General features: G+C 62.2%; 14 protein-coding genes. 5 read left to right on the top strand and 9 right to left on the bottom strand.

Going from position 1 to position 17040, the window contains the following annotated elements; all coding sequences use genetic code 11:
- Window positions 1-59: 59 nt before the first annotated feature.
- From M2400_RS24755 to M2400_RS24730, 6 genes are all read right to left on the bottom strand, one after another.
- Window positions 60-1670, bottom strand: coding sequence for a gamma-glutamyltransferase family protein (locus M2400_RS24755; RefSeq protein WP_259198440.1), 1611 nt, complete (start codon window positions 1668-1670; stop codon window positions 60-62).
- Window positions 1671-1695: 25 nt separating this feature from the next.
- Window positions 1696-2787, bottom strand: coding sequence for a polyamine ABC transporter substrate-binding protein (locus M2400_RS24750; RefSeq protein ID WP_259198439.1), 1092 nt, complete (start codon window positions 2785-2787; stop codon window positions 1696-1698).
- A gap of 20 nt (window positions 2788-2807) precedes the next feature.
- Window positions 2808-3587, bottom strand: a complete 780-nt coding sequence (locus tag M2400_RS24745; protein ID WP_259198438.1) for an amino acid ABC transporter ATP-binding protein — start codon at window positions 3585-3587, stop codon at window positions 2808-2810.
- Window positions 3588-3589: 2 nt separating this feature from the next.
- Window positions 3590-4366 carry an amino acid ABC transporter permease gene (locus M2400_RS24740; RefSeq protein ID WP_177115499.1) on the bottom strand — a complete coding sequence of 259 codons (777 nt, stop codon included), beginning with the start codon at window positions 4364-4366 and terminating at the stop codon, window positions 3590-3592.
- Between the two features lie 12 nt (window positions 4367-4378).
- Complete coding sequence (locus tag M2400_RS24735; RefSeq protein WP_259198437.1) at window positions 4379-5185, bottom strand: ABC transporter substrate-binding protein; 807 nt, start codon at window positions 5183-5185, stop codon at window positions 4379-4381.
- A gap of 74 nt (window positions 5186-5259) precedes the next feature.
- A complete protein-coding gene (locus M2400_RS24730; RefSeq protein ID WP_177078348.1) occupies window positions 5260-5928 on the bottom strand; it encodes a GntR family transcriptional regulator in 669 nt (222 codons plus the stop codon).
- A 328-nt stretch (window positions 5929-6256) separates the two neighbouring features.
- On the opposite strand from M2400_RS24730, the gene M2400_RS24725 reads away from it, so the two are divergent.
- Together M2400_RS24725 and M2400_RS24720 are read left to right on the top strand one after the other, a co-directional pair.
- Window positions 6257-6562, top strand: a complete 306-nt coding sequence (locus tag M2400_RS24725; protein ID WP_177078350.1) for a DUF6482 family protein — start codon at window positions 6257-6259, stop codon at window positions 6560-6562.
- Complete coding sequence (locus M2400_RS24720; RefSeq protein WP_259198436.1) at window positions 6559-8100, top strand: cryptochrome/photolyase family protein; 1542 nt, start codon at window positions 6559-6561, stop codon at window positions 8098-8100. Before M2400_RS24725 ends, M2400_RS24720 begins: the two co-directional genes overlap by 4 nt.
- Here M2400_RS24720 and M2400_RS24715 read toward each other — a convergent pair.
- A complete protein-coding gene (locus M2400_RS24715; RefSeq protein ID WP_259198435.1) occupies window positions 8092-9372 on the bottom strand; it encodes an MFS transporter in 1281 nt (426 codons plus the stop codon). The two genes, M2400_RS24720 and M2400_RS24715, sit on opposite strands and share 9 nt — an antisense overlap.
- Window positions 9373-9505: 133 nt before the next feature.
- On the opposite strand from M2400_RS24715, the gene M2400_RS24710 reads away from it, so the two are divergent.
- Window positions 9506-9970: a hypothetical protein gene (locus M2400_RS24710; RefSeq protein ID WP_177078356.1), complete on the top strand. Its 465-nt coding sequence runs from the start codon at window positions 9506-9508 to the stop codon at window positions 9968-9970.
- A gap of 170 nt (window positions 9971-10140) precedes the next feature.
- Here M2400_RS24710 and M2400_RS24705 read toward each other — a convergent pair whose 3' ends face one another.
- A complete protein-coding gene (locus M2400_RS24705; protein ID WP_177048681.1) occupies window positions 10141-12246 on the bottom strand; it encodes a TonB-dependent receptor domain-containing protein in 2106 nt (701 codons plus the stop codon).
- A gap of 412 nt (window positions 12247-12658) precedes the next feature.
- Here M2400_RS24705 and M2400_RS24700 point away from each other — a divergent pair, with 412 nt between their 5' ends.
- Window positions 12659-13846, top strand: coding sequence for an acyl-CoA dehydrogenase family protein (locus tag M2400_RS24700; RefSeq protein ID WP_177078360.1), 1188 nt, complete (start codon window positions 12659-12661; stop codon window positions 13844-13846).
- An 8-nt stretch (window positions 13847-13854) separates the two neighbouring features.
- On the top strand, window positions 13855-14943 hold the full coding sequence (locus tag M2400_RS24695; RefSeq protein ID WP_177078362.1) for a sigma-54-dependent Fis family transcriptional regulator: 1089 nt from the start codon (window positions 13855-13857) through the stop codon (window positions 14941-14943).
- Window positions 14944-14977: 34 nt separating this feature from the next.
- On the opposite strand, the gene M2400_RS24690 is transcribed toward M2400_RS24695, so the two are convergent.
- Window positions 14978-16783, bottom strand: a complete 1806-nt coding sequence (locus M2400_RS24690; protein ID WP_177078364.1) for an ABC transporter ATP-binding protein — start codon at window positions 16781-16783, stop codon at window positions 14978-14980.
- Between the last annotated feature and the right edge of the window lie 257 nt (window positions 16784-17040).

Below are 17040 nucleotides of genomic sequence, written 5' to 3'. Positions count from 1 at the left end.
AGATAACCCGAGGTGATGCCATCGCAGGCAAGCCAGCGCCCACAGAAAATCGGATGCGCCTACCACACCGCAATATGCGAATCCGCCCGCGGCTCGGTACCGCCCCACAGCACACCGCTGGCCGGGTCCCGCAGGATGATCTGCCCGCGTCCAAAGTCCGTCAGGTCGCTGGCGATCTGCACCTGATGCCCGCGCCGGGCCAGGGCGTTGGCCAGGTCCCGGGACGCGCCCTGCTCGATGCCGACCTTCATGTCTCCCAGCCATTGCCAGCGCGGTGCGTCGAGGGCCGCCTGGGGGTTGAGGCCGAAGTCCACCAGGTTCATCACCATTTGCACATGGCCCTGGGGCTGCATGTAGCCGCCCATCACGCCAAACGGCCCGAGGGCCTGGCCATTCTGGGTAAGGAACCCAGGGATGATGGTATGGAAGGTCTTTTTACCCGGCGCCAGGCAGTTGGCGTGGGTCGGATCAAGGCTGAACTCCTGCCCACGGTTCTGCAGCGCGATGCCGCTGTCGGGCAGTACCACACCGGAGCCGAAGCCGTGGTAGTTGCTCTGGATAAACGAGACCATGTTGCCTTCCGCATCGGCGGTGGCCAGGTACACGGTGCCGCTGGCGTGGGGGTCGCCGGGCTTGGGCGGTTGGGCCTGTTCGCCGATCTGGCTGCGACGCCGGGTGCTGTAGTCATCGCTGAGCAGGTCGGCCACCGCCACGCGCATGTGCGCCGGGTCGGTGATGTAGTGCAGGCCGTCGCTGTAGGCGAGTTTCATCGCCTCCAGTTGGCGGTGCCAGGTTTGCTGGCTGTCACGGTGATCGAAGCTGAAGCCTTCGAGAATCTTCAGGGCCATCAGCGCCACCAGGCCCTGCCCGCTCGGCGGGATTTCCCAGACGTCCACGCCGCGATAATTGATATGGATCGGCTCCACCCACTGTGCGCGGTAGCCGCTGAGGTCGCTGGCCCGCAGGTAGCCGCCGGTGGCCCGGGAATGTGCATCCAGGCGCTCGGCCAGGGCGCCGCGGTACAGGCTTTCGCAGCGGGTGGCGGCCAGTTCTTCAAGGGTTCTGGCCTGGGCCGGGTTGCGGAAAAGCTCGCCGGCCTGTGGCGCTCGGCCGTCGATCAGGAAGGTGTCGAACCACGCCTCCAGCACCGGGTCGCGGTGGGGCGTGAATTCCTCCAGAGCGACCTGCCATTGATGGGCAACCACCGGCGACAACGGAAAGCCGTCCCGCGCCAGGCTGATGGCCGGTTGCAGCAACTCGGCAAACGGCAGTTTGCCAAATCGCTGCGACAACTCGGCCCACGCCGACGGGCAGCCCGGCACCGTCACCGGGGTCCAGCCATACAGCGGCATCTGGGCATGGCCGGCGGCCTTGACCGCCTCGATCGACACCGCCGCCGGCGCGTGCCCGTTTCCGTTCAGGCCATGCAACTGGCCCTTGCACCACACCAGCGCAAACGCATCGCCCCCCAGGCCGCAGCCGGTGGGCTCCACCACCGTCAGCGCCGCCGCCGTGGCGATGGCGGCGTCGATGGCATTGCCGCCCTTTTGCATGATCTCGATGCCGGCCTGGGCAGCCAAGGGCTGCGAGGCGGCGACCATGCCGCGCCGGGCAAATACGCTCTGGCGCTGGGAGGGATAAGGGTATTCATGGGCAGACATTTTCAACATGGCAAAGGCTCTTCAAAACAAGGATTCATTGGCCGGATTTGACCCGGTTCCATTCCCGGGTCATCAGGCGCTGGATGGCTTCCGGCAGGTCGGCGGAAACGAAGGTGTGGCTGATCACGTCGTCACCGGGATAGATGCCCGGGTTGCCGCTGACTTTCGGGTCCATCAGCGCAGTGGCGTCTTTGTTGGGGTTGGCGTAGCCCACGTAGTCGCTGATGGGCGCGATCACGTCGGGGCGCAGCAGGTAGTTGATCAGGGCATGGGCGTTGGCCACGTTGCCGGCGTCCTTGGGGATCGCCAGCATGTCGAACCACAGGTTCACGCCTTCCTTGGGAATCAGGTAGCGGATGTCGATATTCTTGCCCGCTTCCTTGGCCCGGCTCCGGGCCTGCATCACGTCGCCGGAATAACCGATGGCCACGCAGATATCACCGTTGGCCAGGTCGGCGGTGTACTTCGACGAGTTGAAGTAGGTCACCGACGGTCGCAGCTCCATCAGGCGTTTCGAGGCTTGCTTGTAGTCGTCGGGCTTGACGCTGTTGGGGTCCAGGCCGAGGTAGAGCATCACCTGGGGAATGATCTTCACCGGCGCATCGAGAAACGCCACACCGCAGCTTTTGAGCTTGGCCAGGTTGCCGGGTTCGAACACCATCGACCAGGAGTCCAGCAGCGCATCCTTGCCCAGCACCGCACGGACTTTTTCCTCGTTGTAGCCGATGCCCACGGTGCCCCACATATACGGCACGGCGTAGCGGTTGCCGGGGTCGGCGGCTTCCAGGCGTTGCATCAGCCGCGGGTCGAGGTGCTTCCAGTTATCCAGCAAGGAGCGTTGCAGCGGCTGGTAGGCCCCGGCGCGAATCTGCTTGGACAGGAACTGGCTGGACGGCACCACCACGTCATACCCCGAGTGCCCGGAGAGCAGCTTGGCTTCGAGCATCTCGTTGGTGTCGAAGATGTCGTACTGGACCTTGATGGCGCTGTCTTTCTCGAAGTTTTTCAAGGTATCGGGCCCGATGTAGTCGGACCAGTTATAGACCTTCACCACCGGGTCGGCAGCCTGGGTCATAGGGACAATCGCAGCGCAGCACAGGGCCGCGAACAAGCTCGATAAGCGCATGGTGAATTTCCTTGGAAGGGTCATAGCACACGGCTGAGAAAGGCCCGGGTACGGGGATGGCTGGGACGGCTGAAAATCTGTTCCGGCGGTCCTTGTTCGATGAGTTCGCCCTGGTCGAGCACCACCACGCGGTCGGCCACTTCACGGGCAAAGCCCATTTCGTGGGTCACGACCACCATGGTCATGCCCTCCTCGGCCAGCTCTTTCATCACTTGCAGCACTTCGCCCACGGTTTCCGGGTCGAGGGCGCTGGTGGGCTCGTCGAACAACATGGCCTGGGGCTTCATGGCCAGCGCCCGGGCGATCGCCACCCGTTGCTGCTGCCCACCCGAGAGCATCGACGGATAGTGGTCGGCCTTGTCTGCCAGGCCTACACGCTCCAGCAGGCCGCGGGCTTGCTCCAGCGCGGCGGCACGCGGCACCCCGAGCACCTGGATCGGTGCCTCGATGATGTTCTCAAGGGCAGTCATATGGGGGAACAGGTTGAAGCGCTGGAGCACCATGCCGATGTCCCGGCGCTGGCGGGCGATGTTGCGTTCCGAGTCCCGCACCAGGCTGCCGTCGGCGCGTTCGCGATAGCCCATGGCCCGGCCGTTGACGCGGATGCGCCCGCCCTGGATGTCTTCCAGCAGATTGATGCAGCGGATAAAGGTGGTCTTGCCGGAGCCCGAGGCGCCGATCAGCACCACCACTTCGCCCCGGCGCACTTGCAGGGAAATGCCCTTGAGGATCTGCAACCGGCCGAAGGACTTGTGCACATCCAGCGCCTCGATGATCAACTCTTCACTTTTGTGCGCCATGGTTAGCGTCCCCTCAGCAATTTCAGGGTGCTGCGACCGAACATCCGGCTGGACGCCGGCGGCGGTGATGAGGGCCGATCCGACTGGCCGAAACGCGCCTCCAGCCAACGCTGGAAAAAGCCCCAGAGCGTGGTCAGCAACAGGAAGTAGATGGCGACCACCAGGTACAACTCGAACACCCGGAAGGTGGCCGAGGTGACCATCTGGGTACTGAGCAACAACTCCTGCACGCCGATCACACTCACCAGAGTGGTGTTCTTGAGCATCACGTTGAACTCGTTGCCCAGCGGCGGGACGATCACCCGGAACGCCTGGGGCAGCACGATGCGGCGCATCAGCTTGGCGAAGCCCATGCCCAGGGAACGTCCGGCTTCGTACTGGCCCTTGTCCACCGCGCCGATGCCCGCCCGGATGATCTCGGCCATATAGGCGCCTTCGTTCAGGCCCAGAGCGATGATCGCCGCCTGGATATTCCCGGGAATGACCAGGCCGAACAGGTCGATATCCTCGAAACGGAAAATCCCGCCCGCCGCCAGCGCCGTGTACAAAAACACGATCTGCACCAGCAACGGCGTGCCGCGCATCAGCCACACATAAAAGCGTACCGGCAGGTGCAGCAGCGGGTTCTTCGACAGCCGCAACAACGCCGCCGCCAGCCCCAACGCACAGCCCAGCAGCATCGCCGACACCGCGATCAGGCAGGTCAGCCAGAGCCCGGTGAGGTACACCCCGCTGGGCTGCAGCAGGTACTGCCAGAACACATCCCAATTGAAGTTCATCGCGGGTTTGCCTCAGTCGAGTGTGTCGCTGCTGACATGCCACTTGTTCAGCAACTGGACGTAACTGCCGTCGCTGCGCATGTCGCTCACCACTTGCTGCACCGCGGCGCTGAGCTGCGGGTCATCCTTGCGGATGCCCAAGCCTGTGAGGATCCGGCTGAACGCCGGCACGCCTTCCTGGAACAGCTCCGGGGCCATCGCGGCGTAGTAACCGGCGGTCTCCACGGTGGTGCCATAGGCGTCCACCTGGTTGATGCGCAGGGCCTGGAAGGCATCGGTGTCGGTGTTGTACACCACCAGTTTCATCGGTGGCTTGCCGGCCTTGGCCAGGCTGTCGTTCTGGGCGTCGAGCAGGGTCTTGATGGTGGAGCCGTTAAGCACCGCCACCTTGTGCCCGGACAGGTCATCCAGCGCCTGGATGCCCTTGGGGTTGCCCTTGGGCACCACCACCGACTGGCTGGAATACATGTAGTTGACGATGTCGATCACTTGCCGCCGCTCGGGCTTGTCGAACAGCTGGTCGACGATCATGTCGCACTGCTGGGCCAGCAGCGCCGGTACCAGCCCGGAGAACGGAATCACCCGCCACTGCACCTGCTTGTTCCCCAGGCGCTTGGCGATTCCCAGGCCCAGGTCGACGGTCAGTCCCCGGGGTTTCTGGGCTTCGTCGAAGGACACCAGGGGCGGTGAATCCATCCCTGAGCAATACACCAGTTTGTCGACCTTTTGCAGGCGCTCCGGCACCTGGGGCGCAGCAGTGGCCCATTGTGTGCAAAGGCCCAGGGAGACAGCGACCAGCAAGGCGCGGCGTTTATGCATGACCAGACACTCCACTTCGTTGAACAACGGGGGCAGGACTCAAAGTCAAAACACGGGCGGGTTGAAACCCGCTTCTATTTTTCCGTTTGCAGGAACTGAATCAGCGCCGGCACGGTGCCTTCGATGTGTTCGCGCACCACGGCTTCGGCGCGGTCGGCGTCACCGGCACGGATCGCATCGAGGATCACCGCGTGTTCCTGGCGAGCACTCAGGGGTTTCTCGCCGTGTTGCAGCCACAGACGCATTGGCGCCTCTACCAGGGAGTACAGCGCCGAGATCTGCTTCATCAGGCGCGGGCGGCCGCTGAGGCTGCACAGGTATTCGTGAAAGGCACGGTGCCGGCTGACCCACTCGGCGCTTTCATCGCGGTAGTCGTCCATCTCGTCCAGCAGTCGCTCCAGCGCGGCCAACTGGCGCTCGCCGATGCGCCCGACCGCCACGCGCACCGCGAGGCCCTCGAGCGCGCTGCGCATCTCGAAGACTTCGTGTAATTCGTCGATATCCAGGCCACTGACGATGGCGCCCCGGTTGGGCCGCAAGGTGACCAAGCCCTGGGCATCCAGGCGGCGAAAGGCTTCGCGCACCGGCATGCGGCTCATGCCGATCTCGCTGGCAATGTCTTCGGCGATCAACCGGTCGCCCTTGCGGTAGCGACCACTGCAAATCGCGTCCAACAAAAAGGCGTAGGCCTCCTCCTCGGCGGTCAGCGGCTGGCGGTCAACATAAGCGGGAGCGAATTGCATGGGCGGCACCTTTTGAATTTTTGTATCCAATTATCCACGGATGCAAAAAAGCAGTTTGCGTGCCAGATTGGCGGTTAAAGGTTTAAGTGATTGATTCAGATGGAGTTGGAGGGCGCCATTTCACGATGCGCAAACGGTGCATCGCAGGAAGCTGCTACCAAATGGCCCAGGGAGCGCGCCATAAATGTGCAGGTCAGTAGCAGGAGCAGCCGGGAGGCTTCTCAAAATACCTGTACAAAATTAATTTTGTGTACAAGTATCAGGTATAGCGTCCGCTGTATCACGCCCGTACAGGGAGAACGCAATGATCCGTCTATTGGAGTGAACCGTGAACCTGCATGCCCTGACCAAACTGGCCACTGACGGCAAGGTACGTGAGATGGAACTGCTCTCCCTGGAAGGCGGTTTCTATCTGGCGCGCGTCCGGCTGGACCACGGCCAGTTCACGCTGCTGGACGCCGCCGCAAAGCCCATGCACTTTCGCTCCGTCAATCACCTGCGTGACGTGTTGCAATCAGTCCCGGCATTCCCCTGCACCCTGGTGCATCAGTGCGTCCATGATGAAATGTGCGGCCGGCGTGAAGGGCCAATCGAGCCACTGCGCACACCGTTTTCCCTGGAAGTGCCCTGGTGATCCCTCCAGTTCGAAATCTGTGCCTGGTGCTGGGCGACCAGTTGTCGTTTGACCTGGCCTCGTTGAAGGGGCTGGACAATCAGCGCGACGCGGTCTTGATGGTCGAGGTGATGGAGGAAGCCAGCCATGTGCCCCACCATCCGCAGAAAATCGTCCTGATCTTCAGCGCCATGCGCCACTTTGCCCAGGCGTTGCAGCAGCGCGGCATTCGGGTGCAGTACGTCACCCTGGATGACCCGCAAAACACCGGCTCGGTACCGGGCGAGTTAAGGCGCTGGCAATCGCTGATGCAAGCACGTGAAGTGCACCTGACCGAATGCGGCGACTGGCGCCTGGAGCAATCCCTGAAAGACTGCGGCTTAGCGCTCCAGTGGCACGCCGACAGCCGGTTCCTGTGCAGCCGCGACGAGTTCGCTGCCTGGGCAAGCGGCAAAAAACAGCTGCGCATGGAGTTCTTCTACCGGGAGATGCGCCGCAAGAGCCGGCTGTTGCTCAACGGTGACGGGACGCCGGTCGGCGGCGCCTGGAACTTTGATGCAGACAACCGCAAGGCCCTGCCCAAGGGAACCAAGGCGCCCTACCCGGCGCGCTTCAGCTCGGACTCGATCACCCAGGACGTGTTGGCGCTGGTGGCTGAACACTTCAGCAGCCACTACGGCGCTCTCGACACTTTCGATTACCCGGTAACCCACGCCGATGCCCAGGCACTCTGGGATTACTTCCTGGATTACGGCCTGGCGGGCTTCGGCGACTACCAGGACGCCATGGCCAGCGACGAGCCGTTTCTGTTTCACGCCCGTATCAGCGCGGCGCTGAACATCGGCCTGCTGGACCTGCGCCAGCTGTGCAGCGATGTGGAAGCGGCCTATTGGTCGGGCAGCATCGGACTGAATGCCGCCGAAGGTTTTATCCGCCAACTGATTGGCTGGCGTGAATACGTGCGCGGCGTCTACTGGCTGAAGATGCCGGACTACGCCGCCGGCAATGCCTTCGGCAACAGCCGCCCGCTGCCGGAGTTCTACTGGACGGGCGAGACGCAAATGAACTGCATGCGCCAGGCGATCGGCCAAAGCCTGAAACACGCCTACGCCCATCACATCCAGCGGCTGATGGTCACCGGCAATTTCGCCCTGCTGGCCGGCATCGTGCCCAGCCAGATATGCGAGTGGTACCTGGCGATCTACATGGACGCTTTCGACTGGGTCGAACTGCCCAACACATTGGGCATGGTGATGCATGCCGATGGCGGCTACCTCGGGTCCAAACCGTATTGCGCGAGCGGCCAATATATAAAGCGCATGTCGGACTACTGCCGCGACTGTGCCTACAAAGTCACTGAAAGCACCGCTGAGAATGCCTGCCCGTTCAATTCGCTTTACTGGCACTTCCTGATGCGCCACGGCGACCGGCTGCGGGGCAATCAACGCATGGCCATGCTGTATAAAAATCTCGATCGCATGCCTGAATCCAAACAGGACGCGCTCTGGAACCGGGGCCAGAGGTTGCTGGCCAAGCTGGATGCGGGTGAATCACTCTGACAGGGTGACCCGCTGTTTCCCGGCCCGCTCACCGAGCAGCATCAACCCACCGCCTGTGAGCAGTAGGCCCGCCGCGATAACAATGTAGTCACCGTACACATCCGCGCCTTGCACGAGGTTGAGCGTCTGGGAACACGCCAGGGTGCCGGTCAACGAAGCAATGGCCAGCACCGGCGTCACCGTCGCCGACACCCGGCCCATATACCCCGCCGGCACGGCCTCTTGCAGCATCGGCCCCTGCACCATGGCAAACACCGAAAAGCACAGCCCGCAGCAGAACATCAGCGCCCAGGCCAGGTAAAACGGCGGATGCAACGCGTAGCCCAGGTAGCTCAACCCCAGGCACAGCAGCGCCACGGTAAACGCCCGGCGAATGCTCAAGGCCCTCAACAACGGCCGCACCAGCAAGGCCGCCACCAGCCCGCCGACGGGGAACGCGGCGAGCACCAGGCCATATTCACGCGGGCTCAGGCCCAACGTTTTGAAGGCATACAACGACAGGACGACGTTGTTGATGCCGAGGGAAACCCCGTACAACGCCACACCGGTCAGCAGGGTCCGAATCGACGGGTGCCCCCAGCAAAACCGCAGGCCGTCCAACAGTCCACGCCAGAATGAGGCGCGCTCGACCGGTAATGCGGCGCGCAAGCCCCGGGTGGCCACGATACACAGCGCCGAACAGCTGAACGCCAGCACATTGATCAGCAACGCCCAGATCGGCCCCACCCACACAAACAGGGCCGGGCCCACGGAGGCTGAAAGCACCGAAATGCCGGTCAGGGAAAACATCGTCTTGGCCGACGCTTCCACCCGACGCTCAACGGGAATGATCACTTGCATGATCGCCTGGCGGGATGGGTTGAAGAACTGCGCGGCGCTGCTGTTCAGCACCAGCAACAGCAGTACACCGGCGAATACCTGCATCGGGTCCGGTCCGGACAGCGAATAGATCAGGATAAAGATCAGGAAGTTGATCACCCGGATCGCATCAGCCGTGATCATCACGTAGAGCGCAGGCAGGCGATCGACCCAGGCGCCCGCCAAGGGTGCCACCAGCACCCGCGGAAGCGCCGATGCCGCCACCGCCAGGCCAACGGCGCTCGGCACAAAGGCGCTGTCACGGAACAGGTCGGTCACCAGCCAGACGATGACCGTGCTCTCCAACACAAACTCGCCGAAGGACGAGAGCGCCTGGCCCAGCCATAACAATGAAAAATTGCGGCTGATGAAAAACCCGGCAAACCGGTGTGTCCCCTGCTTCGTCCTGAACACCATCGCTTCCCTGTGCGAAACCCTGTGAAATTTTCCGGCCGCTGCGAATTGTTGTGAAGCCGGCGATAAATGGCCAATTGCCCATGCTAACGTCGGCGCCGATGTCATCCATTCCATTGAGGGAGCAGCGCCGATGTCTACTACCGTAACACCCGCCGGTGGCGGACCGACTACTCAAAAAGCCTCGACGTCGGTATTCGACGACAAGTTGAATATTTCCAAGTCGAGCAAGGTGATCGCTGATTACATGCGCCAGTCGGGCAAGTCGGCGATTACCAAGCAAGAGCTTTCGCAACTGGCCAGCAATGCCTCGGGCAAGGTGCCCGCCGATGTGAGCGCTGCGGCCCAGTATATGGAGCGCCACCCCGACGTGTTCACCGCCATCGAAACCCATGACGTGGCGGGTGCCGATAACCTCTCCGGCGTATGGAACTTCGACTGGGCGGCCAACGGTGGCCTGAACGGCACGGCCACCGATGCGATCGCCAAGATGCAGGACACCTTCGATTTTGCGATTGCCAAGTCGGCGCAGATCACCGAGATCAGCACCGGTAAAAAGGCCGAGCTGGACTCAACCAAGCAACGGCCGCAGAACTAGGTTTCTGGACGCAACAAAAATCAAATGTGGGAGCTGTCGAGCTTTAGCGAGGCTGCGATAGCGGTGGGCCAGGCAACAGCCATGTTGACTGTGCTGACGCCATCGCAGCCTCGCTAAAGCTCGACAGCTCCCACAGGATTTCCTTTGTTCGTTAGAGCGCCGGCCTGCGGTCAGAAGTGAAACGCGACCCCCGTGGTCACGTTGAACGCATCCCCCACATAGAAGTTGGCCGAATCCTGGCCCTTGGCGTCATACGCGGTGTTGGTGGCCGTGGCATAGCGCTTGTTGGTCAGGTTGCGCGCATCGACGAACACTTCCCACTTCTTGCTCGGTGCCTCATAGCCCACCTTCGCGCCCCACAACGTGTAAGACGGCGCACTCAGCGAGTTGGCAAAATCGACGTAATAGCTGGACGCCGCCCGGGCGTTGAGCTGCGCATAGAAACCGCTGCCCTGGCGATATTCCAATTCAGCCTGGTAGACCTGCCGTGGCAGGCCCGGCAGTTGGTTGTCACCGAACACCGAGTCATTGCGGTAGTGGAAGTCGTTGAAGGTGTAGGCCTGGCGCAGCGTCACGGTGTCGCCATTGCCGCCGTCCCACAGCTGCGCATTCAAGCCGGCTTCGATGCCCTGGTGAATGGTCGCGCTGCCGTTGGAGGTGGCCACCAGTTGGTCCTGGGTAGCGGTTGCCTGGCGCACCACCACCGACAGCAATTCTTTCTGCACCCACGAACGGTAGACCGTCAGGCTCCCGTCGAAAATACCGTGGCTACCGCGAATCCCGAACTCCACGGTGTTGGCTTTTTGTGGCCGCACATCGCGGATATACGGCGTGCCGGTGCTGCCCAACTGCCAGGTCACCGGTGGGTCCACCGAGCGGCTGACGTTGCCGAACACTTCGAATTCCGGGGTCAGCTGATAACGCAGGCCGATGCGCGGCGCGACGTCGGTCTCGTCGTATTCCACGCCACTGGGGAACGCGCTGGTATTGGTGCTGGTGCTGTATTCGATCTGTGCCTTGCGCTTGATATCAATCAGCGACAGCCCGGTGGACAGCCACGTACGGTCATTAAGTTGCAGTTCGTTGCCGAGGGAAAACACCGTGTCCCGGGAGCCGGTGTAGTTGGTTTTCTGCTGGGTGATGCCGGTGGCCTTGCTGTGGGATTTCACATCGGCCAGGTACGCCAGGGTGTTGCTGAAGGTCACGCTGCTGTCGCTGCGCAGGCCGAAGAAGGTGTCGGCGGTGCGCAGGTAGCGCAGGGTCAGGTTGACGTCCTGGGAGCGCCATTCCTGGGGCGTTGGCGAATAACGCCAGCCGTTGTCCAGCGGGTAGTCGTTGTAGCCCAGGCCGACTTCGAGCTTGGCGTTGTCGTCAAAGGTGTAGGTGGTGGTGCTGCCCAGCAGGGTCGAGCCGTCCTTCTTGCGCCCGATGGGCACGAGGTTGCTCGTGGGGTCGTGCTTGAGCTGGTATTTGGTCAGGGTGTTGCCCTGGCTGAGGGTTTCTTCCTTGTAGCGAATGTAGAAGCGCGTCTCCAGTTGCGGGCTGAACACGTGGCCGAAGTTGGCGACGATCCCCTGCCCTTTGTTCGGCGTGTTGTCCTGATAACCGTCACGCTCGTTGTGCTGGATGCTGACGTAGTAGTCGTTGTCGCCGTCCACGCCACCGGTGCTCAGTTGCTGCTTGCGATAGCCGAAACTGCCGGCTTCGAAGCGTGCGTAGTTGCCCGGATCGGTGCGGCCGGTCTTGCTCACGAAGTTGATCGCACCACCCAGTGACAACGCCGAATAACGGAAGGCGTTGGCGCCATAGAGCACCTCGGTGTGGTCCACGGAGGCCATGTCCAGCATGTCTTCCTGGGTGCCGCCCGGGCCGGTCAACGGCAGGCCGTCATAGAGGAATTTGATCCCCAGCACATAGCCTTGGTAGAAGGTATTGAGGCCCGAACCACGGATCGAAATCTTGTTGGCGCCCGAGCCGCTGGTGGCCTGGGCGAAGACTCCCGGCTGCAACGCCAGCACGTCTTCGGCATTCGCCGCCCGGCCCTGTTCGATCTTGCGGTTGTCGATCACCGCGGTTTTACCGGGCACCTTGGCCAGTTGCTTCTCGGCTTTTTGCGCTTCAGTGGCTTCGGCGCCGGTGACCACCACCGTGGCCAGGGTGGGGTCTGTCTGGGCGGCAACAGCCGCACCGTGTATCAGCATCAACAGCACGCCAAGGCTGGACGCGGTGGCCAGTGACTCAAAACGACGAGCGCGTGGTTCAAACAGTTGCCGCATGGACTCAATACTCCTGGGGTCTCTAATTAGTTGGAGCATCTATTCGTATAGTCGCGCTCTGTTTTCAACTTTGCAGGGTTCGTGCCACGTCAAAACATCAATAAATGCTGGCCCAGCGCTTAATTTAACCGCCATTGGCGCAACACTTTGCTGGTGAAATGTTCGATTCACAACAACGCTTAAAAAACACATTCAATTATATGTTTAATCGATAAAAGCATAACCAAAGCCCCGTCCTACAAGCCTCGGGCACAACTGTGCAAATCCCAACAGCGGACCAACAAAAGTTGCATATCCGACACTCTTCGTTCTTGCACACCCATAAGAAAGCGCAAGTTATCGGCCCACTATTACTTGGTATGAGTCTTGCTCCATCCAACATTCAGGGAAATTAATTAAATGGGGTATTCACGTGACGGCCAACTTACTCTGCACCCGCAGGACGCCGCTGGAGATTGCCCGTGACCTGGCGAGCGAATTCGCCCGCACCGCCGTCGACCGCGACGCCAGCGGCGGCACGCCCAAAGCCGAGCGCGACAAGCTGCGCGGCAGCGGCCTGTTGTCCCTGAGCATTCCCGGGCAATTCGGCGGGCTGGACGCCAACTGGTCGGAAACCTTCGAAGTGGTGCGCGAATTCGCCCGGGTCGACAGCTCCATCGCCCACGTATTCGGCTTTCATCACCTGATGCTCGCCACCGTCCGGTTGTTCGCCACGCCCGCACAGTGGCAAACCTGGTTCAGCCTGACGGCCAGCAACAACTGGTTCTGGGGCAACACCCTGAACCCGCTGGACACCCGCACGGTGGTCAAGCGCCACACCGGCTGGCGGGAATTCTCGGGGCAGAAGAACTTCTGCTCCGGGGCCAACGACTCGGAAATGCTGATCGCCTCGGCCATCGACGAAAGCGCCGGCGGCAAGTTGCTGATCGCGGCCATTCCCAGTGCCCGCAGCGGGATCATCCTGCACAACGACTGGAACAACATGGGCCAGCGCCAGACCGACAGCGGCAGCGTGACCTTCAAGCGCGTACGTGTGGAAGAGTCCGACCTGCTGCTGGACCCGGGCCCGCTGAGCACACCATTTGCCTGCCTGCGCCCGCTGATTGCGCAACTGCACTTCGCGAATATCTTCCTCGGCATCGCCGAAGGCGCGTTCGAAGAGGCGCGCCAATACACCCTGGAAGAAGCCCGCCCGTGGTTCCGCTCCAGTGCCAGCCACAGCACCCAGGACCCTTACATCCTCAGCCATTACGGCGACTTCTGGGTGGCGCTGCAAAGCACCCGCCTGTTGGTGGAGCGCGCCGGCCAGGTGCTGGACGCGGCATGGGCCAAGGGGCCGGCACTGACCAGCGAGGAACGCGGGGAAGCGGCCATTGCCATCGCCACCGCCAAAGTCGCTGCCAGCCGCAACGGCCTGGAGTTGTGTAGCAAGGTCTTCGAGGTTACCGGTGCACGGGCGACCAACGCCTCGGTGGCCCTCGACAGGCACTGGCGCAACCTGCGCACCCAGAGCCTGCATGACCCGCTGGACTACAAGCTTCATGAACTGGGCGAATGGGCACTGAACGGTACCCCGCCCATCCCGACTTTTTATTCATAGGGATTACCATGCAACTGCTGACCTTACCGCCCTCGCCCGCCCTTGCAACCTCCATCCGTGCCACCGCACAGGTGTTTGAAGACCCCAGGTCCAAGGCCCTGCTCAAGCATGTGCAACAAGTCGCGCCGAGCGAAGCCAGCGTGCTGATCATCGGCGAAACCGGCACCGGCAAAGAGCTGGTGGCGCGGCATATCCACAACCTCAGCGGCCGCAAGGAACAGCCGTTCGTAGCGGTGAATTGCGGCGCGTTCTCCGAATCCCTGGTGGAGGCCGAACTGTTCGGCCACGAGAAAGGCGCGTTCACCGGCGCCCTCGGCGCCAAGGCCGGCTGGTTTGAAGAGGCCAACGGCGGCACGCTGTTCCTCGATGAAATCGGCGACCTGCCGATGTCGATCCAGGTCAAGCTGCTGCGGGTATTGCAGGAACGTGAAGTGGTGCGCCTGGGGTCGCGCAAGAGCATTCCGATCAATGTGCGGGTGTTGGCCGCCACCAACGTGCAGCTGGAAAAAGCCATCAACGCCGGGCATTTTCGCGAGGACCTGTTCTACCGCCTGAACGTGGTCAACCTGGAACTCAGCCCATTGCGGGACCGCCCCGGCGATATCCTGCCGCTGGTGCAGTACTTCATCGACACCTACACCCGCCGCCTGGGGTATGGCGAGGTCATCCTGAGCAAGGACGCCGAGCAGCGGCTGGCCACCTACAGCTGGCCGGGGAATATCCGCGAACTGGAAAACGTCATCCACCACACCTTGCTGATCTGCCGGGACGGCGTGATCCAGGCCGATGACCTGCGCATGTCCAACCTGCGTATCGAACGCCAGGAAGACAGCACCACCGCCCATGACCTGCTCGAGCAGGCCTTCCAGCGGCTGTTCGAGGAGCAGATCGACAACCTCCACGAACAGGTCGAGCGCAGCCTGCTGACCGCCGCCTACCGGCTGTGCCACCACAACCAGGTGCACACCGCCGAGTTGCTGGGGTTGAGCCGCAACGTGACCCGCACCTTACTGATCAATCTGGGTGAGCTGAAGGTCAACAAGCGCCGGCCCCTGGCCAACACCAAGGATGACCGGGTGCTGCACCTGTCGATCTGAACCCCACAGGCGGCGTACTCGGTACGCCGCCTGATCACAGCACCGCTTCGTCCAGGGCATCGCTGAACTGGCGACTCCACAACCGCGCGTATTGCCCGCCCTGGCGCAGCAGTTGTTCGTGGCTGCCGTCCTCGACCACCCGACCATTGTCGAACACCAGGATCCGGTCCAGATGGGCCACGGTGGACAGCCGGTGGGCGACCACCAGCACGGTCTTGTCTTCCATGATTTCGTCGAGTTTGTCCTGGATAAAGCGCTCGGTGATGGAGTCCAGGCTCGAGGTGGCTTCATCCATCACCAGAATCGGCGCGTTCTTCAGCAACACCCGGGCGATCGCAATGCGCTGGCGCTGGCCGCCGGACAACTTGACCCCGCGCTCGCCCACCAAGGACTCGTAGCCGTGTTCCATGCTGTCGATAAATTCACTGGCGCCGGCGCGGTGAATGGCCTCGGCAACTTCGTCCATCGAGGCATCCAGGCGGCCGTAATGAATATTTTCGCGAATGCTGCGGTGGAACAGGCCGGGCTCCTGGGGAATCAGGCCGATCTGCTGGTGCAGCGAATGCTGGGTCACATCGCGCACGTCCTTGCCATCCACCAGCACCTGGCCTTGCTGCACGTCGTAGAGGCGCAGCAGCAGGCTCAGCAGCGTCGACTTGCCGGAGCCCGAAGCGCCCACCAGGCCGACTTTCTGGCCGGCGGGGATCACGATATTCAACTGCTCGAAAATCGGCCGGCCAGTGCCATAGCTGAAGCCCACGTCGCGAAACTCGATATCCCCGCGCTTGACCTGCAACGCCTTGGCACCGGGTTGGTCGATGACTTCATGGGGGCGAATCAGGGTGCGCACACCGTTGGCGATATTGCCGGTGGCTTCGAAGAATTCAAGAAAGCGCCGCGACAGGTTGCCCACGTCACTGATGATCAACAGCGACAGGCTGGTGGACATCACAAACGCGGCGATATCGATGCGGTGACTGCGCCACAGGTACAGGGCAAGCAGCAACAGCCCCAGCTTGAGCACCACGCCACAACTGGTCTGGAACCAGCGGATGCGCTCCATGTAGCCGAGTGATCGGTAGGCGGCGGTCACCTCTTTGTCGAGGAAGGTGCCCAGGTAACTGTGCTCGAACGCATGCCGGGCAAACAGACGGATATTGGCCAGGTTGGACACTGCATCCACCACCTTGCCGGTGCTGGTGCTGCGGGCGGCCGAATACTGTTGAGCGAGGGGATGACTGCGCCGCGCCAGCAGGTAACAGATGGCGATAAACACCAGCGACCAGCCGGCCATGAACAGTGCCAACAGCGGCGAAGCCGTCCACAGCAGCGCTGTGGCCAGGCTCAGCGTTACCAGCAGCGGGATCAGGTCGAACAGCAGGATGCTCAGGGTCTGGTTTACTCCAAGCGTCACCTCGGACACCCGGTGCGCCAGGGCGCCGGCGAACTCGTTGCTGATAAAACGGTGGGAGTGCTGTTGCAGATAGGCGAAGACCACGTGGGTGACTGTGCGCCGCTGCAACGGCAACACATGGATGTGGCAGCCCGCCGCCGCACGGGTGAATAACACCTCGCACACCAGCAGCACCGCAAACAGTGTCAACGGCCAGCGCAGCACCTCAAACGCCCGCTCCGCGTCCAGCCCGTTGCTGACGGTGCGGGTGATCTGCCCGAGGCCCCAGGGAATCAGGATCGAACACACCACGGCGGCAATCTGCAGCAGCAGAATCGCCAGGTACCACCCTTTGAAATGACCGATGAAATGCCGCACAAAGGCCGCCGGGGTCGACGGCAAGTGCTGGACATCCCAGGTGCGAAACGATGAAAAAGACGAGCTCATGGCCTATGGCATTCCTGAATGACGCCTGTGGCCGCGCAGCTTTCAGGCAAAAATGGCACCGTTGGTGCTTGATGGTCAGCAAATGGAACAGACAACCGAATCACCTGTGGCAGGGGGCTTGCTGTGGCAGGGAGCTGCTGTAGCAGGGAGCTTGCTGTGGAGAGGAGCTTGCTGTGGCGGGGGGGGGTGGGGGGGGGGGGGGGGGGGGGGGGGGCGCAAGACAGGGCGGGGGTCGCCCACCCCCGCGGGGGACCAGC

Origin of the sequence: Pseudomonas sp. BIGb0558, assembly GCF_024807515.1 — a bacterium.
Lineage (GTDB): Bacteria > Pseudomonadota > Gammaproteobacteria > Pseudomonadales > Pseudomonadaceae > Aquipseudomonas > Aquipseudomonas yamanorum_A.
This window is presented reverse-complemented; position numbering and strand designations above follow the sequence as displayed.